The sequence below is a fragment of the Jeotgalibacillus sp. S-D1 genome, assembly GCF_004358665.1.
GTDB lineage: Bacteria > Bacillota > Bacilli > Bacillales > Jeotgalibacillaceae > Jeotgalibacillus.
Window position 1 is genome coordinate 417008 of sequence record NZ_SMZR01000001.1, and the last position, 21474, is coordinate 438481.

At 39.5% G+C, this 21474-nt stretch carries 20 protein-coding genes; 16 read left to right on the top strand and 4 right to left on the bottom strand.

Annotation, left to right across the window (positions count from 1 at the left end):
• Positions 1-29: 29 nt before the first annotated feature.
• From ispG to E2R51_RS02110, 3 genes are all read right to left on the bottom strand, one after another.
• The gene (gene ispG, locus E2R51_RS02100; RefSeq protein ID WP_133375372.1) at positions 30-1145 is read right to left on the bottom strand and encodes a flavodoxin-dependent (E)-4-hydroxy-3-methylbut-2-enyl-diphosphate synthase; all 1116 of its coding nucleotides are present in this window, start codon (positions 1143-1145) and stop codon (positions 30-32) included.
• Between the two features lie 107 nt (positions 1146-1252).
• A complete protein-coding gene (locus E2R51_RS02105; protein WP_133375373.1) occupies positions 1253-1543 on the bottom strand; it encodes a hypothetical protein in 291 nt (96 codons plus the stop codon).
• A gap of 134 nt (positions 1544-1677) precedes the next feature.
• Positions 1678-2454, bottom strand: a complete 777-nt coding sequence (locus E2R51_RS02110; protein ID WP_165967111.1) for a DUF1189 domain-containing protein — start codon at positions 2452-2454, stop codon at positions 1678-1680.
• 254 nt (positions 2455-2708) lie between these two features.
• On the opposite strand from E2R51_RS02110, the gene E2R51_RS02115 reads away from it, so the two are divergent.
• From E2R51_RS02115 to phoU, 9 genes are all read left to right on the top strand, one after another.
• Positions 2709-4340 (top strand): Na/Pi cotransporter family protein, encoded by a 1632-nt coding sequence (locus E2R51_RS02115; RefSeq protein ID WP_133375375.1) that lies wholly within the window; start codon positions 2709-2711, stop codon positions 4338-4340.
• A 97-nt stretch (positions 4341-4437) separates the two neighbouring features.
• Positions 4438-4920 carry a DUF456 domain-containing protein gene (locus tag E2R51_RS02120; RefSeq protein ID WP_133375376.1) on the top strand — a complete coding sequence of 161 codons (483 nt, stop codon included), beginning with the start codon at positions 4438-4440 and terminating at the stop codon, positions 4918-4920.
• Between the two features lie 147 nt (positions 4921-5067).
• Positions 5068-5676, top strand: coding sequence for a superoxide dismutase (locus E2R51_RS02125; protein ID WP_133375377.1), 609 nt, complete (start codon positions 5068-5070; stop codon positions 5674-5676).
• A gap of 149 nt (positions 5677-5825) precedes the next feature.
• Positions 5826-8003, top strand: coding sequence for a peptidoglycan D,D-transpeptidase FtsI family protein (locus tag E2R51_RS02130; protein ID WP_240732942.1), 2178 nt, complete (start codon positions 5826-5828; stop codon positions 8001-8003).
• Positions 8004-8213: 210 nt separating this feature from the next.
• On the top strand, positions 8214-9170 hold the full coding sequence (locus tag E2R51_RS02135; protein ID WP_133375378.1) for a PstS family phosphate ABC transporter substrate-binding protein: 957 nt from the start codon (positions 8214-8216) through the stop codon (positions 9168-9170).
• 86 nt (positions 9171-9256) lie between these two features.
• Complete coding sequence (gene pstC / locus E2R51_RS02140; protein WP_133376305.1) at positions 9257-10198, top strand: phosphate ABC transporter permease subunit PstC; 942 nt, start codon at positions 9257-9259, stop codon at positions 10196-10198.
• A 1-nt stretch (position 10199) separates the two neighbouring features.
• On the top strand, positions 10200-11078 hold the full coding sequence (pstA, locus tag E2R51_RS02145) for a phosphate ABC transporter permease PstA (RefSeq protein ID WP_133375379.1): 879 nt from the start codon (positions 10200-10202) through the stop codon (positions 11076-11078).
• A 31-nt stretch (positions 11079-11109) separates the two neighbouring features.
• Positions 11110-11925: a phosphate ABC transporter ATP-binding protein PstB gene (gene pstB, locus E2R51_RS02150; RefSeq protein WP_133375380.1), complete on the top strand. Its 816-nt coding sequence runs from the start codon at positions 11110-11112 to the stop codon at positions 11923-11925.
• 153 nt (positions 11926-12078) lie between these two features.
• Entirely contained in the window at positions 12079-12738 is a 660-nt protein-coding gene (gene phoU / locus E2R51_RS02155) for a phosphate signaling complex protein PhoU (protein WP_133375381.1), read from the top strand.
• 92 nt (positions 12739-12830) lie between these two features.
• On the opposite strand, the gene E2R51_RS02160 is transcribed toward phoU, so the two are convergent.
• Positions 12831-13295: an endolytic transglycosylase MltG gene (locus E2R51_RS02160; RefSeq protein WP_133375382.1), complete on the bottom strand. Its 465-nt coding sequence runs from the start codon at positions 13293-13295 to the stop codon at positions 12831-12833.
• A 541-nt stretch (positions 13296-13836) separates the two neighbouring features.
• Here E2R51_RS02160 and rpmG point away from each other — a divergent pair.
• From rpmG to E2R51_RS02195, 7 genes are all read left to right on the top strand, one after another.
• Positions 13837-13986 carry a 50S ribosomal protein L33 gene (gene rpmG, locus E2R51_RS02165; RefSeq protein WP_039809691.1) on the top strand — a complete coding sequence of 50 codons (150 nt, stop codon included), beginning with the start codon at positions 13837-13839 and terminating at the stop codon, positions 13984-13986.
• Positions 13987-14088: 102 nt separating this feature from the next.
• Complete coding sequence (locus E2R51_RS02170; RefSeq protein WP_133375383.1) at positions 14089-14640, top strand: 5-formyltetrahydrofolate cyclo-ligase; 552 nt, start codon at positions 14089-14091, stop codon at positions 14638-14640.
• Between the two features lie 98 nt (positions 14641-14738).
• Positions 14739-16265: a rhomboid family intramembrane serine protease gene (locus E2R51_RS02175; protein ID WP_133375384.1), complete on the top strand. Its 1527-nt coding sequence runs from the start codon at positions 14739-14741 to the stop codon at positions 16263-16265.
• A 149-nt stretch (positions 16266-16414) separates the two neighbouring features.
• Positions 16415-16618: a YqgQ family protein gene (locus E2R51_RS02180; RefSeq protein ID WP_133375385.1), complete on the top strand. Its 204-nt coding sequence runs from the start codon at positions 16415-16417 to the stop codon at positions 16616-16618.
• A gap of 18 nt (positions 16619-16636) precedes the next feature.
• Positions 16637-17605, top strand: coding sequence for an ROK family glucokinase (locus E2R51_RS02185; protein ID WP_133375386.1), 969 nt, complete (start codon positions 16637-16639; stop codon positions 17603-17605).
• A gap of 338 nt (positions 17606-17943) precedes the next feature.
• Positions 17944-19827, top strand: a complete 1884-nt coding sequence (locus E2R51_RS02190) for an LTA synthase family protein (RefSeq protein WP_133376306.1) — start codon at positions 17944-17946, stop codon at positions 19825-19827.
• Positions 19828-19949: 122 nt separating this feature from the next.
• Positions 19950-21146: a M14 family metallopeptidase gene (locus E2R51_RS02195; protein WP_133375387.1), complete on the top strand. Its 1197-nt coding sequence runs from the start codon at positions 19950-19952 to the stop codon at positions 21144-21146.
• Positions 21147-21474 lie beyond the last annotated feature (328 nt).

A 21474-nucleotide genomic window follows, 5' to 3' on the forward strand; every position in this document is an offset into this window, starting at 1 on the left:
TGTGTCGGGTCCGATTCACTATTTACGACTTAGGATAAGGCAGCTGCTTCAGCTTCTTCACGCTGTTTGCGGTAGTGTTCCTCAGCAAGCTTATCAATTTCTACTTTTAATTCATCCACCATTGTCTCTTCAGGAACTTTGCGAACGGTTTTGCCTTTCATAAAGAGAAGCCCTTCGCCTCTGGCGCCGGCAATTCCGATGTCTGCTTCACGCGCCTCACCGGGTCCGTTAACCGCACACCCAAGTACAGCAACTTTAATAGGTGCTTTAATTGTAGAGATATATTCCTCCACTTCATTGGCAATTGATATCAGATCAATTTCAATTCTTCCACAGGTAGGGCAGGAAATTAGGGTTGCAGCATTGGAAGAAAGTCCAAATGATTTTAATAATTCTCTGGCTACTTTTACTTCCTCGACAGGATCAGCACTTAATGAAATACGAAGTGTGTTCCCTATACCCTTGCTCATAATTGCTCCCAGTCCTGCAGCACTTTTTACTGTACCTGCAAAAAGCGTGCCTGATTCTGTAATTCCAAGGTGAAGCGGGTAATCGAAAGCTTTAGCGGCTTTTTCATACGCTTCAATAGCTAAATTAACATCGGATGCCTTCATTGAGACAATAATGTCATGGAAATCTAAATCTTCCAGAATTTTAATATGATGCAAAGCACTCTCTACCATCCCGTCAGCAGTCGGGTACCCGTACTTTTCTACAATTTTTCTTTCAAGGCTTCCGGCATTAACGCCAATTCGAATCGGGATATTTTTAGCTTTAGCAGCTTTCACCACTGCTTCCACCTTTTCACGCCGCCCGATATTCCCCGGATTAATACGGATTTTATCAGCTCCGCCCTCAATGGCTTTTAGGGCAAGCTTGTAATCAAAGTGAATATCCACTACAAGAGGAATATTAATTTGTCTTTTAATATCAGCAATTGCGTCTGCTGCACGTTCATCAGGACATGCAACACGTACAATTTGGCATCCAGCTTCTTCTAAGCGATGGATCTCTGCTACCGTTGCTTCCACATCATGTGTTTTTGTGGTTGTCATGCTTTGGATAAATAGTTCATCACTGCCACCAATGGTCAGGTCGCCAACTTTGACTGGTCGTGTTTTTGAACGATGTATAATGTCACCCAAGTGTCATTCGCTCCCTTATAATTTACTTGCTAGTATATTGTAGTTGAATCTTCTTCATTTTAACAGTGTTCAATCGCAGTTGACAAGAAATAGGCAAGTGCAGCATGTTATTTAGGGGCAGGCAGCAAATATCGTTCTCCTGCAATAATCTTTTGAGGAGGAATGCCGTTTAAGGCAGAAAATTCATAAGACAATTGATCGATATTAAAGCTTGCCGGAAGAAGATCATGCCGCTTTAATAATACAAGCAGGGAATCGCCTGGTTTCGCGATAACTTCCAACGCGCCTGAATCTATTTCTTCATGAGCTGAATCACTGGTTATTGTGCCTTTTGTAAAATCGGTATAGCAAATAAAAGCAATTAAAGCTGTCAATAATATGCACATCAGCTTTTTCATATAAGCCACCTCATTAAATTCGATTTCACACAAATCATATGAAAGATCAAATTTAATAGAACTAAAATCCCTTTTGTCATTTCTTATAAAAAAAAAACACCCTCGCAGAATGCCAGGATGCTTTTTTAAAAGGGCTATGCCAGACGCTTCTTTTTTGCAGGAATTTCTTTAATGGCAAGATACAGAATGATACTTACAACAAGCCAGTTAACCAAATTAGCTGCAGGAATCGTAGAACCGATTAAAGGCACAATCATGAAAAAGATGGTGGGCAAGGTCATACTGTATGCTGCAAGGCGGAAACTGTGCCTGTAAGAAAGTCTTTTTTCAAGCGTTTTTGCAAAGAGCTGTCCGACTGCCGCAAAGATAAACACCTTGATTAAAAGCAAGCCGATTGATATGACAAACATGATAAAGAAAATGACTGAGTAAATAATTATTTTCGCGCCATCCAGCGAGGACAGCAGGGAGGCAATACCATCAGTACTGAACGTAATGCCGGTAAACATTGAATAAGGGTATTCCTGAATGTTAGGTCCTGTTGAAACAACTGCATGGTCCTTGAGCAGTGCTATTGTATTATGGCGGTTGCGGATATCTCCGGGCTCGATTTCTCCTGTATCATCAATGATCACAGTAAAACCGGAGCTTCTTGCAGTGACCGGTTCATCACTTTGAGATACCAGCCTTCCTTCCTGCACTTCAAAATCAGGAAGTTCGTTTAACAGTAAATTTTCGCCTTCTGAAAATATTGAGGAACCAAGTTGTGTAACCTGGACCATAACGGGTACTAGAGAAACTAGTGCTAAAATAAATAGAAACAGAATTGTCTTGCCTATTCCCTGGAATCGGAAGGCTGCAATATCCTTTGGTGAATACAAGCTTTTCCATAGCTGCTTAAAAACGTTCATGAATGGTGAACCCTCCTGAGATAAAAAATTACCTTTATTCATTGTAATCGTGGGGAAGGCTGCACCACAAGTTAAATATCTAATTACGATGGTTGAATCTTCAATCATTTGTAACATTTCTGTAACATAAATGCCCGAATATTAACCAATTGTAAATTTTCGCATTTACCTCTTTACTTCATGCACTAAAAGAATTAATAATTGTAGAGGGTTTTCAAGAAATATGTCTAAATATGTTGACAGGGGTTGAAGAAATGGAAGTTAACTGGCAGGAAGTAGTCTTTCAGTTCATTGGAGGACTCGGAATCTTTCTCTTTGGTATCAAATATATGGGTGATGGACTACAAAGATCAGCAGGGGACCGCTTAAGAGAAATTCTTGACCGTTTCACCACCAATCCATTCATGGGTGTGTTGGCGGGTATATTCGTTACGGTCCTTTTACAAACCAGCTCGGGCACAACAGTCATTACAATCGGTCTTGTTAGCGCTGGTTTTATGACGTTAAGGCAGGCAATCGGGGTTATAATGGGGGCGAATATCGGGACAACCGTTACCGCTTTTATTATTGGGATTGATATTGGCGAATTTGCTTTGCCAATAGCCGCTTTAGGTGCGATACTTCTATTTTTTATTAAAAACAACAAAGTGAATAACTTCGGTCAAATAGTTTTTGGCTTTGGATTATTATTTTACGGTCTGGAGTTAATGAGTGAGGGAATGAAACCTCTTCGTGAACTGCAGGCATTCATTGATTTAACACAGAGTATGAGTGAAATTCCTGTATTAGGAGTTATCGTTGGTACTATTTTTACAATGATTGTACAGAGTTCAAGTGCGACGATTGGTATCCTGCAAGGATTGTACTCAGAGGATCTTATTACATTAGGTGCAGCGATTCCGGTGCTTTTTGGTGATAATATTGGAACGACCATTACAGCAGTTCTTGCTTCGATCGGTGCTTCAGTTGCAGCAAGGCGGGCAGCTGCCGTTCATGTAATGTTTAATATTATAGGAACGATTATTTTTATGATTTTATTGGTTCCATTCACATGGTTTATTACATGGATTGATCAGTTCCTGCAGCTTGAGCCTGCGATGCAGATTGCATTTGCGCACGGTACGTTTAATGTCACGAATACAATTATTCAATTTCCATTTATAGCTTTATTGGCAGTGATTGTAACCAAGGTTATTCCTGGTAAAGATGTGGTAGTGGAATTTAAGCCGAAGCATTTAGATCCTAATTTTATTGAGCAATCACCATCCATTGCATTAGGACAGGCAAAAGAAGAAGTTTTGCGAATGGGTGCATTTGCTGTTCAGGGCTTAAACGAAACCTTTGACTATTTAAAAACAAAAAATACCAAAAAAGCGGAGCTTGGGTATCAGGTTGAAGATGCGATCAACAATCTTGATTCCAAAATTACTGATTATCTGGTTAAACTTTCTGGTACTTCCTTGTCGGCTGTTGAATCTGAACGCCATTCAATCTTAATGGATACAGTCCGCGACATTGAACGTATAGGAGATCATTTTGAAAATATTATTGAGCTTGTCGATTATCAGCAGTCTCACAAAGTTAAAATGACTTCAGATGCGATGCAGGACCTTGATGAAATGTTCACGTTAACGATTGATGCTGTATCAAGTTCAATTGAAGCGCTTGACCAGAATGATCATGCAATCGCACGTGATGTAGCAGAAAAAGAAGATCTGATTGATAAGATGGAACGTAAATTCCGTAAGAAGCATATTCTCCGGTTAAATGAAGGCGAGTGCTCCGGTCAGTCGGGTATCGTTTTCGTAGACATCGTTTCAAATCTTGAACGAATCGGTGACCATGCAGTAAATATAGCTGAAGCCGTTCTGGGATTGAGAAAGTAGCACGACCTAATTGGAGAGGAGCCACTGAGCTCCTCTTTTTTTCGTAAAAAATGTTTCTAAACGATATACTAAAGAAGAGAGGAGAGGGGGATCAGTGATGGAGACCATTTATTGGATCATAATTACAATCGTTTTTTTAATCGCTTTTATCGGATTAATTTATCCAATCATTCCAAGTGTTCTTTTCATACTTGCAGGATTTTTGCTCTATGGGATGTTTTTTTCGTTTGATCCTTTTAATTGGTGGTTCTGGACCATACAAATTCTATTTGTCATCCTGCTGTTTGGTGCCGATTATATATCTAACTTATTTGGTATTAAACGGTTTGGCGGATCAAAGGCGGGAATTTGGGGAAGTACGATCGGCCTGTTAATTGGACCTTTCGTTATTCCGGTGATTGGCATTATCTTGGGACCTTTCATTGGGGCTGTCGGAGGTGAATTGATTGTAAATAAAACCCGACTCGGCCAGGCAGTTAAAATTGGATTTGGTTCTCTGATCGGATTTGTTACATCAATTGTGACAAAAGGAGTCGTCCAGCTAATTATGGTGGGGTACTTTTTGCTGGTCGTTTTGTAGAAAATCAAGTCAAACGCAGAAAATACATCTTCCAGGAAGTTTTTGAGCATAAGAATTGATGGTTTCCAAAGTATTTGGTACGCTATTGAAGTAATCAACGAATCGCTTGCCGATTCAACTAAAATTTACATAGGGAGGAATTTAATCATGGCTTACACATTACCAGAATTACCGTATTCATACGATGCTTTAGAACCGCATATTGACAAGGAAACCATGAATATCCACCATACGAAACACCACAACACATACGTAACAAAACTGAATGATGCTTTGGAAGGTCAGGAAGAATTTCAGGCAAAATCAATTGATCAGCTGATGGTGGATTTAAACTCTGTACCTGAATCAATTCGTACTGCAGTTCGAAATAATGGAGGCGGACATGCCAACCATTCATTTTTCTGGAAAATTCTTTCACCAAACGGCGGCGGCGAGCCTACGGGTGACCTAGCTTCTGCTATCAATGATAAATTTGGCAGCTTTGAAAAATTTAAAGAAGAATTTGCAGCAGCTGGTGCAGGCAGATTTGGATCAGGCTGGGCTTGGCTGGTTGTGAACAATGGCGAGCTGGAAATCACAAGCACACCAAATCAGGACTCTCCTCTGACAGAAGGCAAGACGCCTGTAGTAGGTCTTGATGTTTGGGAGCATGCTTACTACTTAAAATATCAAAACAAACGTCCTGACTACATCAACGCTTTCTGGAATGTAGTAGACTGGAATGCTGTTGAAAAACTTTACGTTGCAGCAAAATAAGAAATAAATGATTTATTAAAAAACTGTGCATTTTAAAATGCACAGTTTTTTTGTCGGTTTCATGAATATACCATTTTACGCTGGATTAAAAGCTGCTTCTTCTATAAAATGATAGATAGGAAGTTTTGAGGAAGAAAGGAAGAACGTTATTGAAAAAAGACGCAACCCGCTCCAAAGAAAAAAAAGCAAAAAAAACACATGTGTCTTCCCGAATGAATGTGCTCTTTTTTGCTGTCTTTTTATTGTTTTCCCTGCTAATCCTGAGATTGGGTGTTTTGCAGATCGTTAACGGTGAAAATTATGTCAGGGAATTGGAGCGGACAGAAGAAGTAGTGGTCAATACAAGTGTCCCGAGAGGAAAGATTTTTGATCGATACGGCAATATTGTGGTTGATAACCAGCCTGTCAATGCCATAACTTATACAAAAACGCAGCAGACAAAACAAGAAGAAATGTTAATGGTCGCAGAGCGGTTAGCCGGTTTTATTGAAGTTGATACAAAAAAAGTAACAGATCGCGACAAACAGGATTTTTGGATTCGCGAAAACGAGAGTGCGGCAGAAGAAAAACTGACCGCTGATGAAAAAGCTCAGTTCGAAGCAGGAGATATGGAGCAGGCGCAATATGACAAGCTCATAAGAGACCGAATTACAGACGAAGAGCTTAAATCAATTACAGGACAGGACTTAGAAGAGCTGGCCATCTATATTGAAATGCAGGCTGGCTATAATCTATCGCCTCAAATTATTAAAAATGAAAAAGTAACGGATGAGGAGTTTGCAGTAGTTAGTGAGCATTTGGATTCGCTGCCGGGAGTTAACACAACTGTGGACTGGAATCGCCAATATGCTTATGGTGATGTTTTCAGGTCCGCATTAGGAAGTGTACGTTCGATTCCTGAAGATAAGATAGAGTATTATTTATCCAGAGACTACTCAAGAAATGACAGAGTAGGAACCAGTTATTTAGAGCTTCAGTATGAAGATATTCTTCAGGGGCAAAAGTCTAAAGTTAAAACGCTGACTGATAAAGCAGGAAATGTTGTGGATTCACAATTAGTCCACGAAGGAGAAAGAGGAAAAGATCTTGTTTTATCCGTTGATATGGAACTTCAAAAAGAAGTTGAGAAAATTGTAGAGGATGAATTGTGGCGACTTAAACAAAGCGGAGGACGTAATCTTTTGGACCGTGCATTTGTTGTCATGATGGACCCTCATACTGGTGAAGTTTTATCAATGGTTGGCAAACAGTATGTTGAGGAAGATAACGGGAAATCCATTACACCAGTGATCCAGGACTATAATATCGGTACGTTTACCAGCGCCTACGAGGCGGGATCCAGTGTGAAGGGAGCAACGGTTTTATCAGCTTATCAGGAGGGGATTATCACACCTGGGTCAACCCTTTATGATGAAGTAATCCGAATTAAAGGCTCACCTCCCAAAAAATCTTATTTTAATTATGGGTCAGCTATACCTTTAACCGATACAAAAGCACTTGAGAAATCATCCAATGGGTATATGTTTAAAATTGCAATTGCAATGGCAAATGCGAAATATACTCCTGATCAGCCGATCGATATACCTCAATCTGCTTTCACTAAAATGAGAAATTATTTTGGACAATTTGGTTTAGGGTCGGAAACGGGCATTGATCTGCCGGGAGAAAATACAGGGTACCAGGCCAATAATGACTACGGTCCCGGTAAACTTTTAGATTTATCAATTGGACAGTTTGATACGTATACAACTATGCAGATGGCCCAGTATGTTTCAACAATTGCTAATGGAGGCAACAGAATTGCTCCAAAAATTGTCAAACAAATCCGTGAACCAAGTAAGTCCAACGATACACTGGGACCCCTGCTGCAGGAAATGCAACCGGAAATTTTAAATAAGCTTGACAATACTGAAGCCGAAATTGCGCAGGTTCAGCGCGGATTCTTCGGAAGCTTTAACGGAGCAGAGGGAACAGGCAGAGACTTTATTGGAAATGGATACGTTGCAGCAGGTAAAACAGGTACTGCTGAGGTTGTTTATTTTGGACCGAAATACCAGGATCAATATCTGGGTAACCCGCCAGAAACAATTAACTCCACTTTGGTTGGGTATGCACCTGCTGAAGATCCTGAGGTTGCTTTTGCAGTATTAGTTCCCTGGGTATACCCAAATGGGGATGAATCACTGCGTGTAGACGTAAACGAAAACCTGGGTACAGCGGTGCTTGAAAAATATTTTGAACTAAGAGAAAAACGAATCGATGAAAATGGCGCTGATGAAGATGTCGAAGTTAACGTATCAGAAGAAGGCGCAGAAGAAGGAAACTAATCAGAAAGCCGGATCTCCCATTTTGGGGATCCGGTTTTTTGTTGTAAAGAAACGATGTCAAACTTAACATATTATCCCATAAAACCCATTTATCTCGCGGTTAAACGTGATTTACAAAACCTTTACATTTCATTTATATAAGGTTAATAGTCTCACTGTATTCTTATACATGTAGGACAAATCAACCAACCCTTTAGGAGGAATTACAGTATGAAGAGTTTTAAGTACTTGGCAACGACAACTATTTTAGGATCAGCATTATTCTTAGCTGCCTGCGGTGACGATAGTGCAAACGGATCTAATGAAGATAGCGGTACAGGGGAAGAGCTTGAAGGTCAAGTACGGGGAGATGGATCCTCTACAGTAGCTCCAATTATGGAAGCGATTGTTGAAGAATATGGCGGAGCACAGCCTGGCGTCCAGGTTTCATCAGGAGTTTCAGGAACCGGCGGCGGCTTTGAAAAATTCATCGCAGGGGAAACCGATTTTTCAAATGCATCACGTCCGATTAAAGAAGAAGAAGCCTCTGCCTTAGAAGAAGCGGGGATTGACTATACTGAAGTGGAACTGGGCTTTGATGGATTGTCAGTAGTGGTAAGCAAAGAAAATGACTTTATCGATCATTTAACAGTAGAAGAATTAAAGAAAATGTGGGTTGAAGACGGAACAGAAAAAACATGGGCAGATATCCGTGAAGGCTGGCCGGATGAGCCAATTGAATACTATTCACCAGGAACCGACTCAGGAACGTATGATTACTTTAATGAAGTCATCCTCGAAGAAGAAGACATTGTCCGTTCAGCTACCCTTTCAGAGGACGATAATGTACTTGTGCAGGGTGTGCTTGGATCACCGAACGCCATAGGCTACTTTGGTTATGCATACTATCTTGAAAACAAGGATACTTTAAAAGTTGTACCAATCGATAACGGTGATGGTCCTGTAGAGCCTTCAAATGAAACAATCGAATCCGGAGAATATGCTCCCCTATCCCGTCCAATGTTTACTTATGTCAGCAATGCATCAATCAGCGAAAACGAAGCAGCTGCCGACTTTATGACGTTTGCGATTGAAAACGCTGGAGACCTTGCGGAGGCTGTTGGTTATGTCCGGGCGCCACAAGAAATATATGACGAAGATTTAGAGGCAATTGAGTCATTAAAATAATTTAAATTTATGTCAATGAGAGGAGCATGAAATTCATGCTTCTCATCTCATTGTGTCTTTGGATAAAGGAGGATTTCACTGTGTCTATGAAAGAACCAAATACAACACTGTCAGTTCAAGAATTGATTGCCCAAAAAAGCAATCGGGGTCTCTTGTCTGCAATTGAAAAAATAATACCAAAGCTGTTGCTTGCCATTGCAGCGGTTTCAGTTCTAACAACTATCGGCATAATGGTGACGCTAATTGTTGAAACACTTGTTTTCTTTTCTAGGGTTTCAGTTTTGGACTATATCTTTGGTACTGAATGGTATCCCTTTGCAAATTCAACAGCCACCTATGGAGTTCTTCCATTGATTATCGGTACGCTGAAAATTACAGGGATTGCTATTATAGTGGCTGTGCCGATTGGAATTGCAACAGCCATTTATTTGAGTGAATATGCGAGTGAACGGGCAAGAAAAATGATTAAGCCGGTACTTGAAGTACTTGCCGGGGTGCCAACGATAGTTTATGGATTTTTTGCACTAACGTTTGTCACACCGATTTTAAGATCAATTTTTCCGGAGGTCAGCATATTTAATGCGATCAGTCCGGGAATTGTAGTCGGTATTATGATTATTCCCATGATTGCCTCTTTGTCAGAGGATGCAATGAATTCAGTTCCTAATTCGATGCGGGAGGGAGCTTATGCTCTTGGATCAACGAAGCTTGAGGTCGCTTTGAAAATCGTACTGCCTGCTGCTACATCAGGGATTGTTGCATCAACTGTCCTTGCAATTTCAAGAGCTATTGGAGAAACGATGATTGTAGCGGTTGCTGCCGGCTCCACTCCTCGATTTGACATGGATGTAACGGGCTCTATTCAAACCATGACAGCATATATCGTTCAAGTAGCAACGGGCGATGCAGGATATGGTACAACCATTTATTACAGTATCTACGCTGTTGGTTTTACTTTGTTCCTATTCACACTTGTCATGAATATGCTTGCCCAATTTATCTCCAAACGCTTTAGAGAGGAGTATTAAAATGAAATACATTAATCATGAATCCGTAGCGTCGAATACCAGGACAAGACTGGTGAAAAATACGGTCTTAAAAGGATTATTCTTGGCAGCAACTCTGTTTGGATTAATTGTCCTTGGAATTTTGCTTTATCGTGTCATCACTCAAGGAAGCGGCTATTTAAGCCTTGACTTCTTCACAAGTTTTGCATCTAGGATTCCTGAACAAGCAGGCATCAAATCTGCCATTTTAGGATCCATTTACTTGATGCTGGTTGTAGCGCCCGTATCAATGTTTTTAGGGATCGGAACAGCACTTTATTTGGAAGAGTATGCAAAGAAAAATAAATGGACTGAATTTATAAGAATTAATATTTCAAACCTGGCCGGCGTGCCTTCTGTTGTATTCGGCTTACTTGGACTAACCATTTTTGTTCGCTATTTTGGTCTGGGTATTTCAATACTGGCTGCGGGGTTAACGATGAGTTTGCTGATTTTACCGGTCATCATTGTAGCATCACAGGAAGCGGTAAGGGCAGTGCCTAAGGAAATGCGAGAAGCCTCTTACGCGATGGGCGCTACAAAGTGGCAGACGATACTCAGAGTGGTTCTTCCAGCATCTATTCCGGGTATCTTAACGGGGAGCATCCTGGCATTGTCGAGAGCGATTGGAGAAACAGCTCCGTTAGTCGTGATAGGTATTCCTACTATTTTGATGTTCACGCCTGATAGTGTTTTTAGTACCTTTACTGCATTGCCAATGCAAATATTTGACTGGACCAAGCGTCCGCAGGTTGAGTTTCATGAAGTAGCAGCCGCGGGGATCATCGTATTGATGACGCTGCTTATCATCATGAATTCAATTGCTGTATTTATACGCAACAAATATCAAAAACGATATTAAAACCGAAATGGATGAAGGGAGCAATTCCACAATGATTACAGTAAAACCTGAAGTGCAGGTACCTGAAAAAAAACTAACCCAAAAAAATAATAAGCCTTCTGTCTATAAAACCAACCAGCTTAATTTATGGTATGGCAATAACCATGCATTAAAGAATATCGACCTTGATGTGAAGGAAAATGAGGTTACGGCTATTATCGGTCCATCCGGATGCGGAAAATCAACGTATATTAAAACATTAAACCGTATGACTGAAACGATTCCTTCTGTTAAAACATCAGGCGAAATTATGTACCGCGGAAGAAATATTTTTTCAAAGGACTATCAGGTGGAAGAATTGCGCACCAAGGTTGGAATGGTGTTTCAAAAGCCTAATCCTTTCCCTAAGTCAATCTATGACAATATCGCTTATGGCCCGCGTATCCATGGGATAAAGAACAAGAAGATCCTTGATCAAATTGTTGAAAAAAGTCTTCGTGGAGCGGCAATCTGGGATGAAGTTAAAGACCGTTTAAATGAAAATGCTTATGGTCTTTCCGGTGGACAGCAGCAGCGTATCTGTATTGCGCGATGCCTGGCGATTGAACCTGATGTCATTTTAATGGATGAACCGACATCAGCTTTGGATCCTATTTCAACTCTAAAAGTGGAAGAGCTGGTTCAGGAATTAAAAAAAGAATACAGCATTATAATAGTCACGCACAATATGCAGCAGGCAGCAAGGATTTCAGATAAAACGGCTTTCTTCTTAAATGGCGAAGTAATCGAATACGACGCTACAGATAAGATTTTCTCCAACCCTGCTGATAAACGGACTGAAGATTATATATCAGGCCGTTTTGGATAATGCATAACGCGGTAGTTGATGGCAGCACATCGTTAAGTGGAGCAGATGGTTTGAGACTTCTGCATAAAAGAAGAAGTCTCACTAAAAGCCCGGCAGCTGGAATCAACCACCAAGTTAACAAAGCCTAATTTTTAAAAAAGTAGGGGGATTAAGATGTCAGTCAGAGAAAAATACGAATTAGAATTGCAAAGCCTGAATAACAAAATAGTCGAGCTTGGAACCTTTGCGCAAAAAGCGCTTGATAAATCACTGATCGCGCTGGAAAATCAAAATGTAAATGAATCCATTGCGATCATGGATGAGGATATAAAAGCAAACCGGCTGGAAGAAGAAATTAACGATCAGGCAATTCTGCTCATTGCGAAGCAACAGCCGGTAGCAACGGATCTTAGAAGGGTGATTGCAGCAATTAAAATTGCCGCTGATTTAGAAAGAATCGCGGACTTTGCAGTGAATATTGCGAAATCCACGATCCGGATCGGCAACGATCCTTTTGTTAAGTCAATTGAAAGTATTAGAGATATGCATGAAGGCACTTCCAAAATGATTGGACTTGTCATTGAAGCCTTCATTGAAGAAGATGTAATTAAAGCAAAAAAGATCGCTGAATTAGATGACGAAATAGACGCACTTTATGGACAGACAATTCAGGAATTGCTTAGCATCAGTTCCCAAAAACCTGAAAAATTGGCTCAAATAACTCAGCTGTCATTTATTTGCCGCTATCTTGAAAGAGCCGCGGACCATGTAACAAATATTTCAGAAAACATCTTTTATCTGGTCAAAGGAACCCGTTATGATTTAAATAAATAGTTCTGTTAAACTTGATTGTGGCTAGTTGCACAGTAAAGTTTAATAAAGCCAAATAAACGAAAGGAGCCTCATTTTTAAGAGGCTCCTTTCGTTTATTTAGTCAGTATAGAAGCTATTTCTTCTATGCTGAGGGAAGAATGAAGATCATATGTGCCGATCTGTATTTGATCTGTTAACTGGTTATCCATCAAATAATCATTAAAAGCTTCACTGCTTGGGATAATATCATATTCTGCCAGTTTTTCACTGATCTCAGGGAAAGTCATGCCAGATTCCACGCTCAATATGAACCTGGTCATTGAAGCTGTTTCAGACTCAGTATTATCAGTAGCAGTATTTTGAGATTTGCTTAATTCAATTGCCCGGTTTTCCCATTCTTTAAGCTGGGTATTTAATGAGTCGAATTCTTCCTGTGTAAGGATTATTGTGCCTTCTGTTTCCTTTGGCTCTGAGGCTGTAGCTTCATCATTTTGAGCTGTAAAGTAAGTAAATGCAAACATGATTAATGCGCCTGTAATAATGCCGGCACCGAGTGCACGAAAGGTACGCTTATCCATTTTGTTTCCTCACATTCTAAAGTTGGTTTATTTGTGAAACATTTTTTTGATAAAATAAAGATGATTGCAATCCTGGAGCTTGTGTTTTGTCTCGCATATGTAAATTGATAAACCATGTTCCATGATCAGGCTTGTAAGAGTTTAATTCATAATATCAAATGCATTACAGAGTGAGTAATCGTCTCTGCTTTTTTCTGCTATAAGGGTTTTTAGACATATCATCTTATTTTATTCGTTTATTTTGAGAGGTTTTTAGAGACGATTGTACTTCCATAGAAAGATTTACAGTCAACTCTAAATAATTGCTGTTTGTAACTCAAAAACCACCTCCTGCGACAATCCTATATTATTGTATCATTTACTTTGTCAAAAGGGGTCGTTTCATGATGAAAAAAGTCGAATTAATAAGAGGAAAGATTTAAAAAAATAAATATTAGTTCGCTGCATTTGAGTGTGGATTTTTTTTTCGAATAGTGGTATCATTGAAAAGTCGTATGAATCGAATAGCTAACTAGCATTTGAATGTTTGGAGGGATAAGACATGCGTGTAAACATTACACTTGCTTGCACTGAGACTGGTGATCGTAATTACATCACTACTAAGAACAAGCGTAATAACCCAGACCGTATTGAACTTAAAAAATATAGTCCACGATTGAAGAAAGTGACGCTTCACCGCGAGACTAAATAATGTACGAATCGCCAGAAAAGTTGATCTCAACCTTTCTGGTTTTTTTATTTCTTCTATATAATATAGTCAGTGACTATAGAGTAAATAAAAGGAGTTGATTACATGAATAAATCAGAGCTTCGAAAGGAAATACACGTTTCCTTAACAAAAATAAAGGAAGAAGATTACCGTAAACGCTCAAAAAACATTCATCAAAATCTTTACGATACACAATGCTGGAAGAATGCAAAAAGCATTGGCATAACGATTTCCCGATTTCCAGAAGTTGATACTTATGGTGTAATTGAAAAAGCCTGGATGGAAGGGAAAACAGTCTCTGTACCCAGATGCATTCATCAAGGTAAAAAGCTGGATTTTTACTCAATTTCTTCGTTTGAGGAGGTTGAGCCCTCTTATTTTGGTTTGCTGGAACCTCTGCAGTCACTCCAAAAAACATCTCCAGACGCCATCGATCTTCTTATCGTTCCGGGTCTGGCTTATAACTCAAGCGGGTTTCGTTTAGGATACGGGGGAGGCTATTATGACCGGTACCTTGCCAATTATTATAAACGAAAGACAATATCCCTTTGTTTTAAAGAACAAATCGTTGAACACATCCCGGTCGATGGTCATGACCAGCCAGTCGGAATGCTGATTGGGGAAGAAAATCACTAACTGGCAGAAAGAAAAAGTTCATGGATCATTCTTTACTTCATTTCCAATTTTTCGTTATAGTAAGGTAATAAGGTCAATTCTGGAAAGAAGTGTAGCTGATGGCAAACAGGGTGGAGTATTTATATTGGATAATCGCTCATGAGTTAATTGTCAACGGAGGATACCGTTTATTTAAAATTTCTTCTGACCAAAATGAACTTTGGCTGGAAAATGATGCTAAAAAACCAAAAATCATACGACTTGCACAAGTTGAGTTCCAGACTGCCAGTCAAATACAGCAGGATCTAAACCGTTTAACCCAAATTGGAGAAAACTTAAGAAAACAGCTTAGAAAACGAAAAATAAATATTGAAAATATTTATTTTTTACTGAATGAATTACCTGATGAAGAGTCATTTCAAGTTGATTCACCTGTGGCAGCTGGCAGGAGACACCAGACTGCTGTCTATTCCTCTCTGATTACCGATCAAACAGATCCCTCTATTTGGAGCAGCGGGCATCCGCTGTCAGAAATCAAAACCTCCATCGCCAGCGAGGATTATGATGACAGTTCACTTGAGGAAATTAAAGAGGAAACACTGGTGATTGCTCATTCTGCCAATGAAAAAGACAGACAATTATTTAATGCATCCACCCCTTTTTTTACATATGTATTTATCGTTATCCAACTGGGCATGTTTTATTTGCTTGAATCGAATGGGGGAAGTACGAATACGCAGGTCTTGATTGATTATGGAGCTAAATACAATCCATTGATTGAGCAGGGAGACTGGTGGAGATTTTTTACGCCCATTGTTTTACATATTGGTTTGCTGCACTTATTCATGAATACTCTTGCATTGTTTTATCTTGGGCCGCTTATTGAGAGAATCTATGGCCGTTTTCGATTTTTATTTATATATCTTCTGGCCGGATTTTCCGGATCCCTAATGAGTTTTGTTTTTTCCTACAATATCTCTGCCGGTGCAAGCGGTGCAATCTTTGGCTGCTTTGGCGCTTTGCTCTATTTTGGCGCAAGGTATCCGAAACTGTTTTTTAGAACGATGGGGTTGAATGTCCTGATTGTCATTGGAATTAACATTGCATTTGGATTCACAGTACCGGGAATAGATAACGCAGGACATTTAGGCGGACTGGCTGGAGGATTTCTTGCTGCGGGGATTGTTTCTCTTCCAAAGCAAAAAAAACTAATTAATCAAACGTTCTTCTTTATAGGTGCCATAACACTGATCTTAATTGCACTTTATTTAGGGTACAGCGGTCTTCTGGTTAACAAAGATCCAATGGCAATAAACGCAATTGCGCAGGAGGAAATCCAAAGCGGCGATTACGAAAATGCCTATAAAAATTTAACTGCCTTACGTGATGATGGCAAAGCAACTGCAGAAACGTATTTTTTGATGTCATTCATTGAATTAAATGAAAAACGCTATGAAGAAGGCGTGGCTAATCTGAAGAGGGCTATAGCAGAACGGCATAATTTTCACGAAGCCCATTACAATCTGGCGCTTGTATATAGAGAGCTCGAAAAAACCCAAGAAGCGGGCATCCACGCGGAGAAAGCGCTTGAAATTATGCCCGATCATGAGCCTTACCAACAGCTTGCGGAAGAATTAAACAGATAAACATTTTCTTTTTAACCACCAGTAAAGCTTGTTATTGGAATGGGTACGGGAAACCTGCAGCGGAAATGTACCGTTGTTAATTATTATTGAGGTTGGAACATGAATCGCTTATACTGGTTTTTGAGATCGGAAATTGGAGGTTGCGGAAAATGGTATTATCATCAATTTACGATGTTCAGCAATTATTAAAGCGATTCGGAATCTTCGTATACATAGGAGACCGTGCATCTAATTTAGAAATGATGGAGCTGGAAATTCGCGAGCTTTATCATTCACAATTAATAGATATACAGGATTTTCAAAAAGCCATTTTATTGCTTAGAAGTGAAATTGAACGTGAAAAACTAAAATAAGTGGATGGGTGAGAGAATATGAATGAGAAGTTAATTATTGGGGTCGATATTGGCGGCACAACGACTAAGCTTGCTTTGGTCTTAGAGCGTGGAGAAGTAATGGAAAAATGGGAAATTCCCACAAATACAAGCAATAGCGGAGTTGCAATAATTCCGGATATAGCTGCTGCCATAAAACTGAAAATAATGGAGCATTCAATTGCTCAGGAACAAATACTCGGTATAGGAGTCGGAGCTCCGGGACCAGTAAATATGCAAACCGGTATATTGTATACAGGTGTTAATATCGGCTGGGAAAAGCCCGTACCCCTTCGGGAAGAATTGCAGCACTTAACCAGTCTTCCGGTTGTCATTGAAAATGATGCAAATGTCGCCGCCCTGGGTGAAATGTGGAAAGGTGCTGGTGATGGAGCCAGAGATGTGGTTTGCATTACACTTGGAACTGGTGTAGGCGGTGGTGTGATTGTTAACGGCGACATCGCACACGGTGTTAAAGGCGCAGCTGGAGAGATTGGGCATATAACAGCAGTACCCCAAAATGGCTACTACTGTAATTGTGGAAAGTATGGCTGTTTAGAAACTGTTGCGTCCGCTACAGGCGTCCTACGGCTGGCAACTGATGAATTGAAGGAAAATCAGGACCCATCCGTTCTAAGGGAGATCCTGCACACTACCGGGCGACTTTCATCAAAAGATATTTTTGAAGCGGCAGCTCAACGGGACAAAATAGCTTTAAAAGTGGTGGAGAAATTAACATTTTATTTGGGGCTTGCACTGGCTAATCTTGGAAGTGCTCTCAATCCTGAAAAAATTGTTATTGGAGGAGGAGTTTCTCAAGCTGGTGATACACTCTTAATTCCATTAAGAGAAAAATTTAAACAATATGCCTTTTCAACAGTTGCTGAATCAACATCCATTGAAATAGCTACGCTTGGAAACGATGCCGGCGTTATTGGAGCAGCCTGGCTTATTAAGTACAAGCATTAAATTTCAAAAAATAGGCAGCTGGACACAGTCCAGTAATTACTGTATAATCTATTGATATTCGAGTGGAAAATCCATTTTTAGTAGGTAGTAATATCTATCCTACTTTTGATGGGTTTTTATTTAATTTTATTAGATAGAAACTTTTTGAGGTTTACTACGTCTATTATGGTGGAAATGTAAATATGATCTAAAGGTTATGTAAAGATTCATTTGCTTTTTTTCTGCAGTAAGAGTAATATAATTATTGTTCTGGCTTCAATATCCACAATTTAGAAATAAATTGAAGAAAATGCTAATTTTTTAGCTTTAGAGGAGGAAACACCGTGAACAAAAAATGGATGATGCCAAAGGTTTCGCTTGTCATTCTAGCCATTGCGTTCTTATGGATTAAGACATACGTGTCTTATTACGCAAGTTTTAGTATTAGTATTGACAATATGATGCAGGCGATTATTTTATTTATTAACCCGTTAAGCTTTTTGCTCCTGATTTTTGGAGTGGCACTATTCATTAAAAAAGAGAAAACAAGAAACCTATATGTGATTATTACAAGCACAGTATTAACCCTTATTTTATTCGCAAATATGGTATTCTATCGATTTTTCAATGATTTTATTACCCTGCCGGTTTTATTCCAGACGAATAACTTTGGGGACCTTGGCGGCAGTGCAATGGAAAATATTTATTGGTCAGATGCCCTATACTTTTTAGATATTATCCTGTTGATCGTTCTTGCTAAAGCGAAGCCAGCCTTTATCGTTTTCAGAGAAACGACAAAAATCAACAGAAGAGCTTACTTTTTAGTAGCCATTGCTACGTTCTTCTTTAACCTAGGGCTGGCAGAAACAGAACGCCCGCAGCTGCTGACACGAACTTTCGATCGTGAAATGCTTGTTAAAAATATTGGGACATATAACTACCATATTTATGACGTTTATCTGCAATCAAAGCAATCTGCTCAGCGGGCGATGGCAGACAGCAGCGAATTAGTCGATGTCAATAACTATGTGCAAACTAAAAAGGTTGATTCTGATAACGAAATGACTGGTATTGCCAAGGACCGCAACTTGATTGTGGTAAAGCTTGAATCTACACAGAATTTTGTTATCAACAATGAAATGAACGGCGAAGTTATTACACCTTTCCTGAATGAATTAACGAAAGATGAAGATACCATTTATATGGATAACTTTTACCACCAGACTGAACAGGGTAAAACATCAGATTCAGAGTTTCTGCTGGATAACTCATTATACCCGTTGGGACGCGGAGCCGTATTCTTCACCCACAGCGGCAATGAGTACCAAACCCTTACGGACAGCTTAAATGATGAAGGATATTTTACATCTGCTATGCACGCGAATAACAAAAGCTTCTGGAACCGCGATATCATGTATGAAAATTTTGGTTATGATCGCTACTATTCACTTCCTGACTACACTGTAGGGGAAGGCCAGTCAGTAAACTGGGGAATGAAAGATATTCCATTCTTCCAGCAGTCGGTTGAACATATGAAGGAAATGGATCAGCCTTTCTTCTCGAAGATGCTTACTTTAACAAATCATCATCCATTCTATTTGGATGAGGAAGATAAGTTTATTGATGAGTATGATTCCAATTCTGGAACACTGAACCGTTATTTCCAAACTGTTCGTTATACAGATGAAGCAATCAAAGAATTTTTTACTTCACTAAAAGAATCAGGACTGTATGAGGATTCAATTATTGTTATGTATGGTGACCATTATGGTATTTCTGAAAATCATAATGCAGCTATGAGCCAGTATTTAGATAAGGAAATTACACCATTTGAATCAGCGCAGCTTCAGCGTGTTCCATTGTTCATTCACGTTCCTGGAACGGGTGTGGGCGAGGTTAACCATAAATTAACCGGTCAAATTGACTTAAAGCCAACCATTCAAAACCTTTTAGGCATTAAGTCAGATAAATCCATCCAGTTCGGACAAGATATTTTCTCTGAAGAGAATGACAACTTTGTTATCCTTCGTGATGGACGCTTTATTACTGAAGACCTTGTATATGCAGGAGAATCATGTTGGGACAAAGAAACTGGCGAACAAACAGACCTTGAAACATGTAAGCCATATATCGAACGTGCAAACGAAGAACTGGCTTACAATGATGAAATTATCTACGGGGATCTGCTGCGTTTCTATGATGCAGAAAATGGACGCCTTTTAGACAAGAACGTAAAAGAATAATGTTGCAGAGCGGGTGCCTCCCAAGGGCACCCGCTTTTTTTTATAAGCTATAAGTAAAAGTCCCTCCGGAATTGCACATGTTCTAAGATGTATATGAATAATGTTTTAAGAGGGGGGAGAACATGGAAATAATTGTACGTCAAAATGATACGTTTATACTCTATTCACGCGTTTTTTCTATACCTTTGGAATTAATTGTTGATTCAAATCCGAATATGGATCCCAATGCGTTAAGGATTGGTCAGGTTATTGTAATTCCTGGCTACACCGCCTGGCAGTACACCGTTCAACCAGGTGATACATTATGGACATTGCACCAGCGCTTCACTATACCCCTGCAGACTCTTTTATTTGTTAATCCATTAGTGGACCCTTCCAGACTGACAGTGGGAATGCTTATACGTATACCAAGCAGGGCTGAAAACACGCCTAACTCCAGAGCAATTGAATTCTCCTACAGTGATACTGAAAATGATATTATCAGGCTAAAGAAACTTTATCCTTTTTTAACGATTACAGAAGTAGGGAAAAGCATTGAAGGAAGAGTCATGAACATGGTTAAAGTAGGTAAAGGTTCAAGAAGAGTTCAATGGAATGCATCCTTTCATGCCAATGAATGGATTACTAGCGGTATTCTGTTATCCTTACTTGAGGAGCATTTATGGCATCTTACGAATAGTAACTCTCCTGAGCATAGAGAAAGGCTTAGATCCTATAATGAGACGTCATTGTACATTATTCCGATGGTGAATCCGGACGGAGTAGAGCTGGTGGTAAACGGGCCATCTGCTGAAAATAAAGAGTCGGTGGTTGCCATAAATAATGGTTCAACTGATTTTAAAGATTGGAAAGCCAATATTGCAGGGATTGATTTAAATGATCAATTTCCTGCAGGATGGGAGCTCGAAAAGGAAAGAACTCAGGTAACAGCACCTGCACCAAGAGATTTTCCAGGCAACGCACCTTTGGATCAGCCGGAATCAATCGCAATGGCAGAAGTTGTTCAGCAAATTCCGTTCGACATCATGATTGCTCTTCACACGCAGGGTGCAGAGATTTATTGGGGATATGAAGGTCTTGAGCCGCCGATTTCCGAAAAGTATGCGGAATTATTCAGTGAATTAAGCGGATATCGTGCAGTAAGGTACGTGAATAGTCATGCAGGTTATAAAGACTGGTTTATTTCAGAATTTAGAAAGCCGGGCTTCACATTTGAATTAGGTAGAGGAGTGAACCCATTACCTTTAAGTCAATTTCCTGAAATTTATCGTGCAATGAAACCTGTATTCATAGCAAGCTTGTTTCCTGTAAGTGAATGAGTTAAATTCGGCTGATAAGTTTAAAACTTTCATCTTTCGCATTCGTCTCTTTGGACATAATTCTTTGAGTAAAACCATTGTGGTTTATTCGAATGCGGAAGGAGGAAGTGAACTGTAAAATCAAATTACGCTGTTTTTAGGAATTAACTTTTCATTTGTAAAAATACATACATTTTAATAATTTATTAAGAAGCTGTTGGAAGAAGGTTTAAATTATAATTAAAGAGGGCATATAACTCAGAAGAAAACCAGTTTTTTTCTGAGTTATATTTGATTTGCAGGAATATGAATGATGAGCTCGTCAGCTTACAAATACAGTAGATTTTTT

Bases quoted from the DNA above. Each gene is read 5' to 3' on its own strand.
- E2R51_RS02120 (WP_133375376.1), top strand. From the start codon at position 4,438: ATGGAGACCATTTATTGGATCATAATTACAATCGTTTTTTTAATCGCT.
- E2R51_RS02135 (WP_133375378.1), top strand. From the start codon at position 8,214: ATGAAGAGTTTTAAGTACTTGGCAACGACAACTATTTTAGGATCAGCA.
- E2R51_RS02175 (WP_133375384.1), top strand. From the start codon at position 14,739: ATGGCAAACAGGGTGGAGTATTTATATTGGATAATCGCTCATGAGTTA.
- E2R51_RS02190 (WP_133376306.1), top strand. From the start codon at position 17,944: ATGATGCCAAAGGTTTCGCTTGTCATTCTAGCCATTGCGTTCTTATGG.
- pstB (WP_133375380.1), top strand. From the start codon at position 11,110: ATGATTACAGTAAAACCTGAAGTGCAGGTACCTGAAAAAAAACTAACC.
- E2R51_RS02185 (WP_133375386.1), top strand. From the start codon at position 16,637: ATGAATGAGAAGTTAATTATTGGGGTCGATATTGGCGGCACAACGACT.
- E2R51_RS02160 (WP_133375382.1), bottom strand. From the start codon at position 13,295: ATGGATAAGCGTACCTTTCGTGCACTCGGTGCCGGCATTATTACAGGC.
- pstC (WP_133376305.1), top strand. From the start codon at position 9,257: ATGAAAGAACCAAATACAACACTGTCAGTTCAAGAATTGATTGCCCAA.
- E2R51_RS02110 (WP_165967111.1), bottom strand. From the start codon at position 2,454: ATGAACGTTTTTAAGCAGCTATGGAAAAGCTTGTATTCACCAAAGGAT.
- pstA (WP_133375379.1), top strand. From the start codon at position 10,200: ATGAAATACATTAATCATGAATCCGTAGCGTCGAATACCAGGACAAGA.
- E2R51_RS02125 (WP_133375377.1), top strand. From the start codon at position 5,068: ATGGCTTACACATTACCAGAATTACCGTATTCATACGATGCTTTAGAA.
- phoU (WP_133375381.1), top strand. From the start codon at position 12,079: ATGTCAGTCAGAGAAAAATACGAATTAGAATTGCAAAGCCTGAATAAC.
- E2R51_RS02180 (WP_133375385.1), top strand. From the start codon at position 16,415: ATGGTATTATCATCAATTTACGATGTTCAGCAATTATTAAAGCGATTC.
- E2R51_RS02195 (WP_133375387.1), top strand. From the start codon at position 19,950: ATGGAAATAATTGTACGTCAAAATGATACGTTTATACTCTATTCACGC.
- E2R51_RS02170 (WP_133375383.1), top strand. From the start codon at position 14,089: ATGAATAAATCAGAGCTTCGAAAGGAAATACACGTTTCCTTAACAAAA.
- E2R51_RS02105 (WP_133375373.1), bottom strand. From the start codon at position 1,543: ATGAAAAAGCTGATGTGCATATTATTGACAGCTTTAATTGCTTTTATT.
- E2R51_RS02115 (WP_133375375.1), top strand. From the start codon at position 2,709: ATGGAAGTTAACTGGCAGGAAGTAGTCTTTCAGTTCATTGGAGGACTC.
- rpmG (WP_039809691.1), top strand. From the start codon at position 13,837: ATGCGTGTAAACATTACACTTGCTTGCACTGAGACTGGTGATCGTAAT.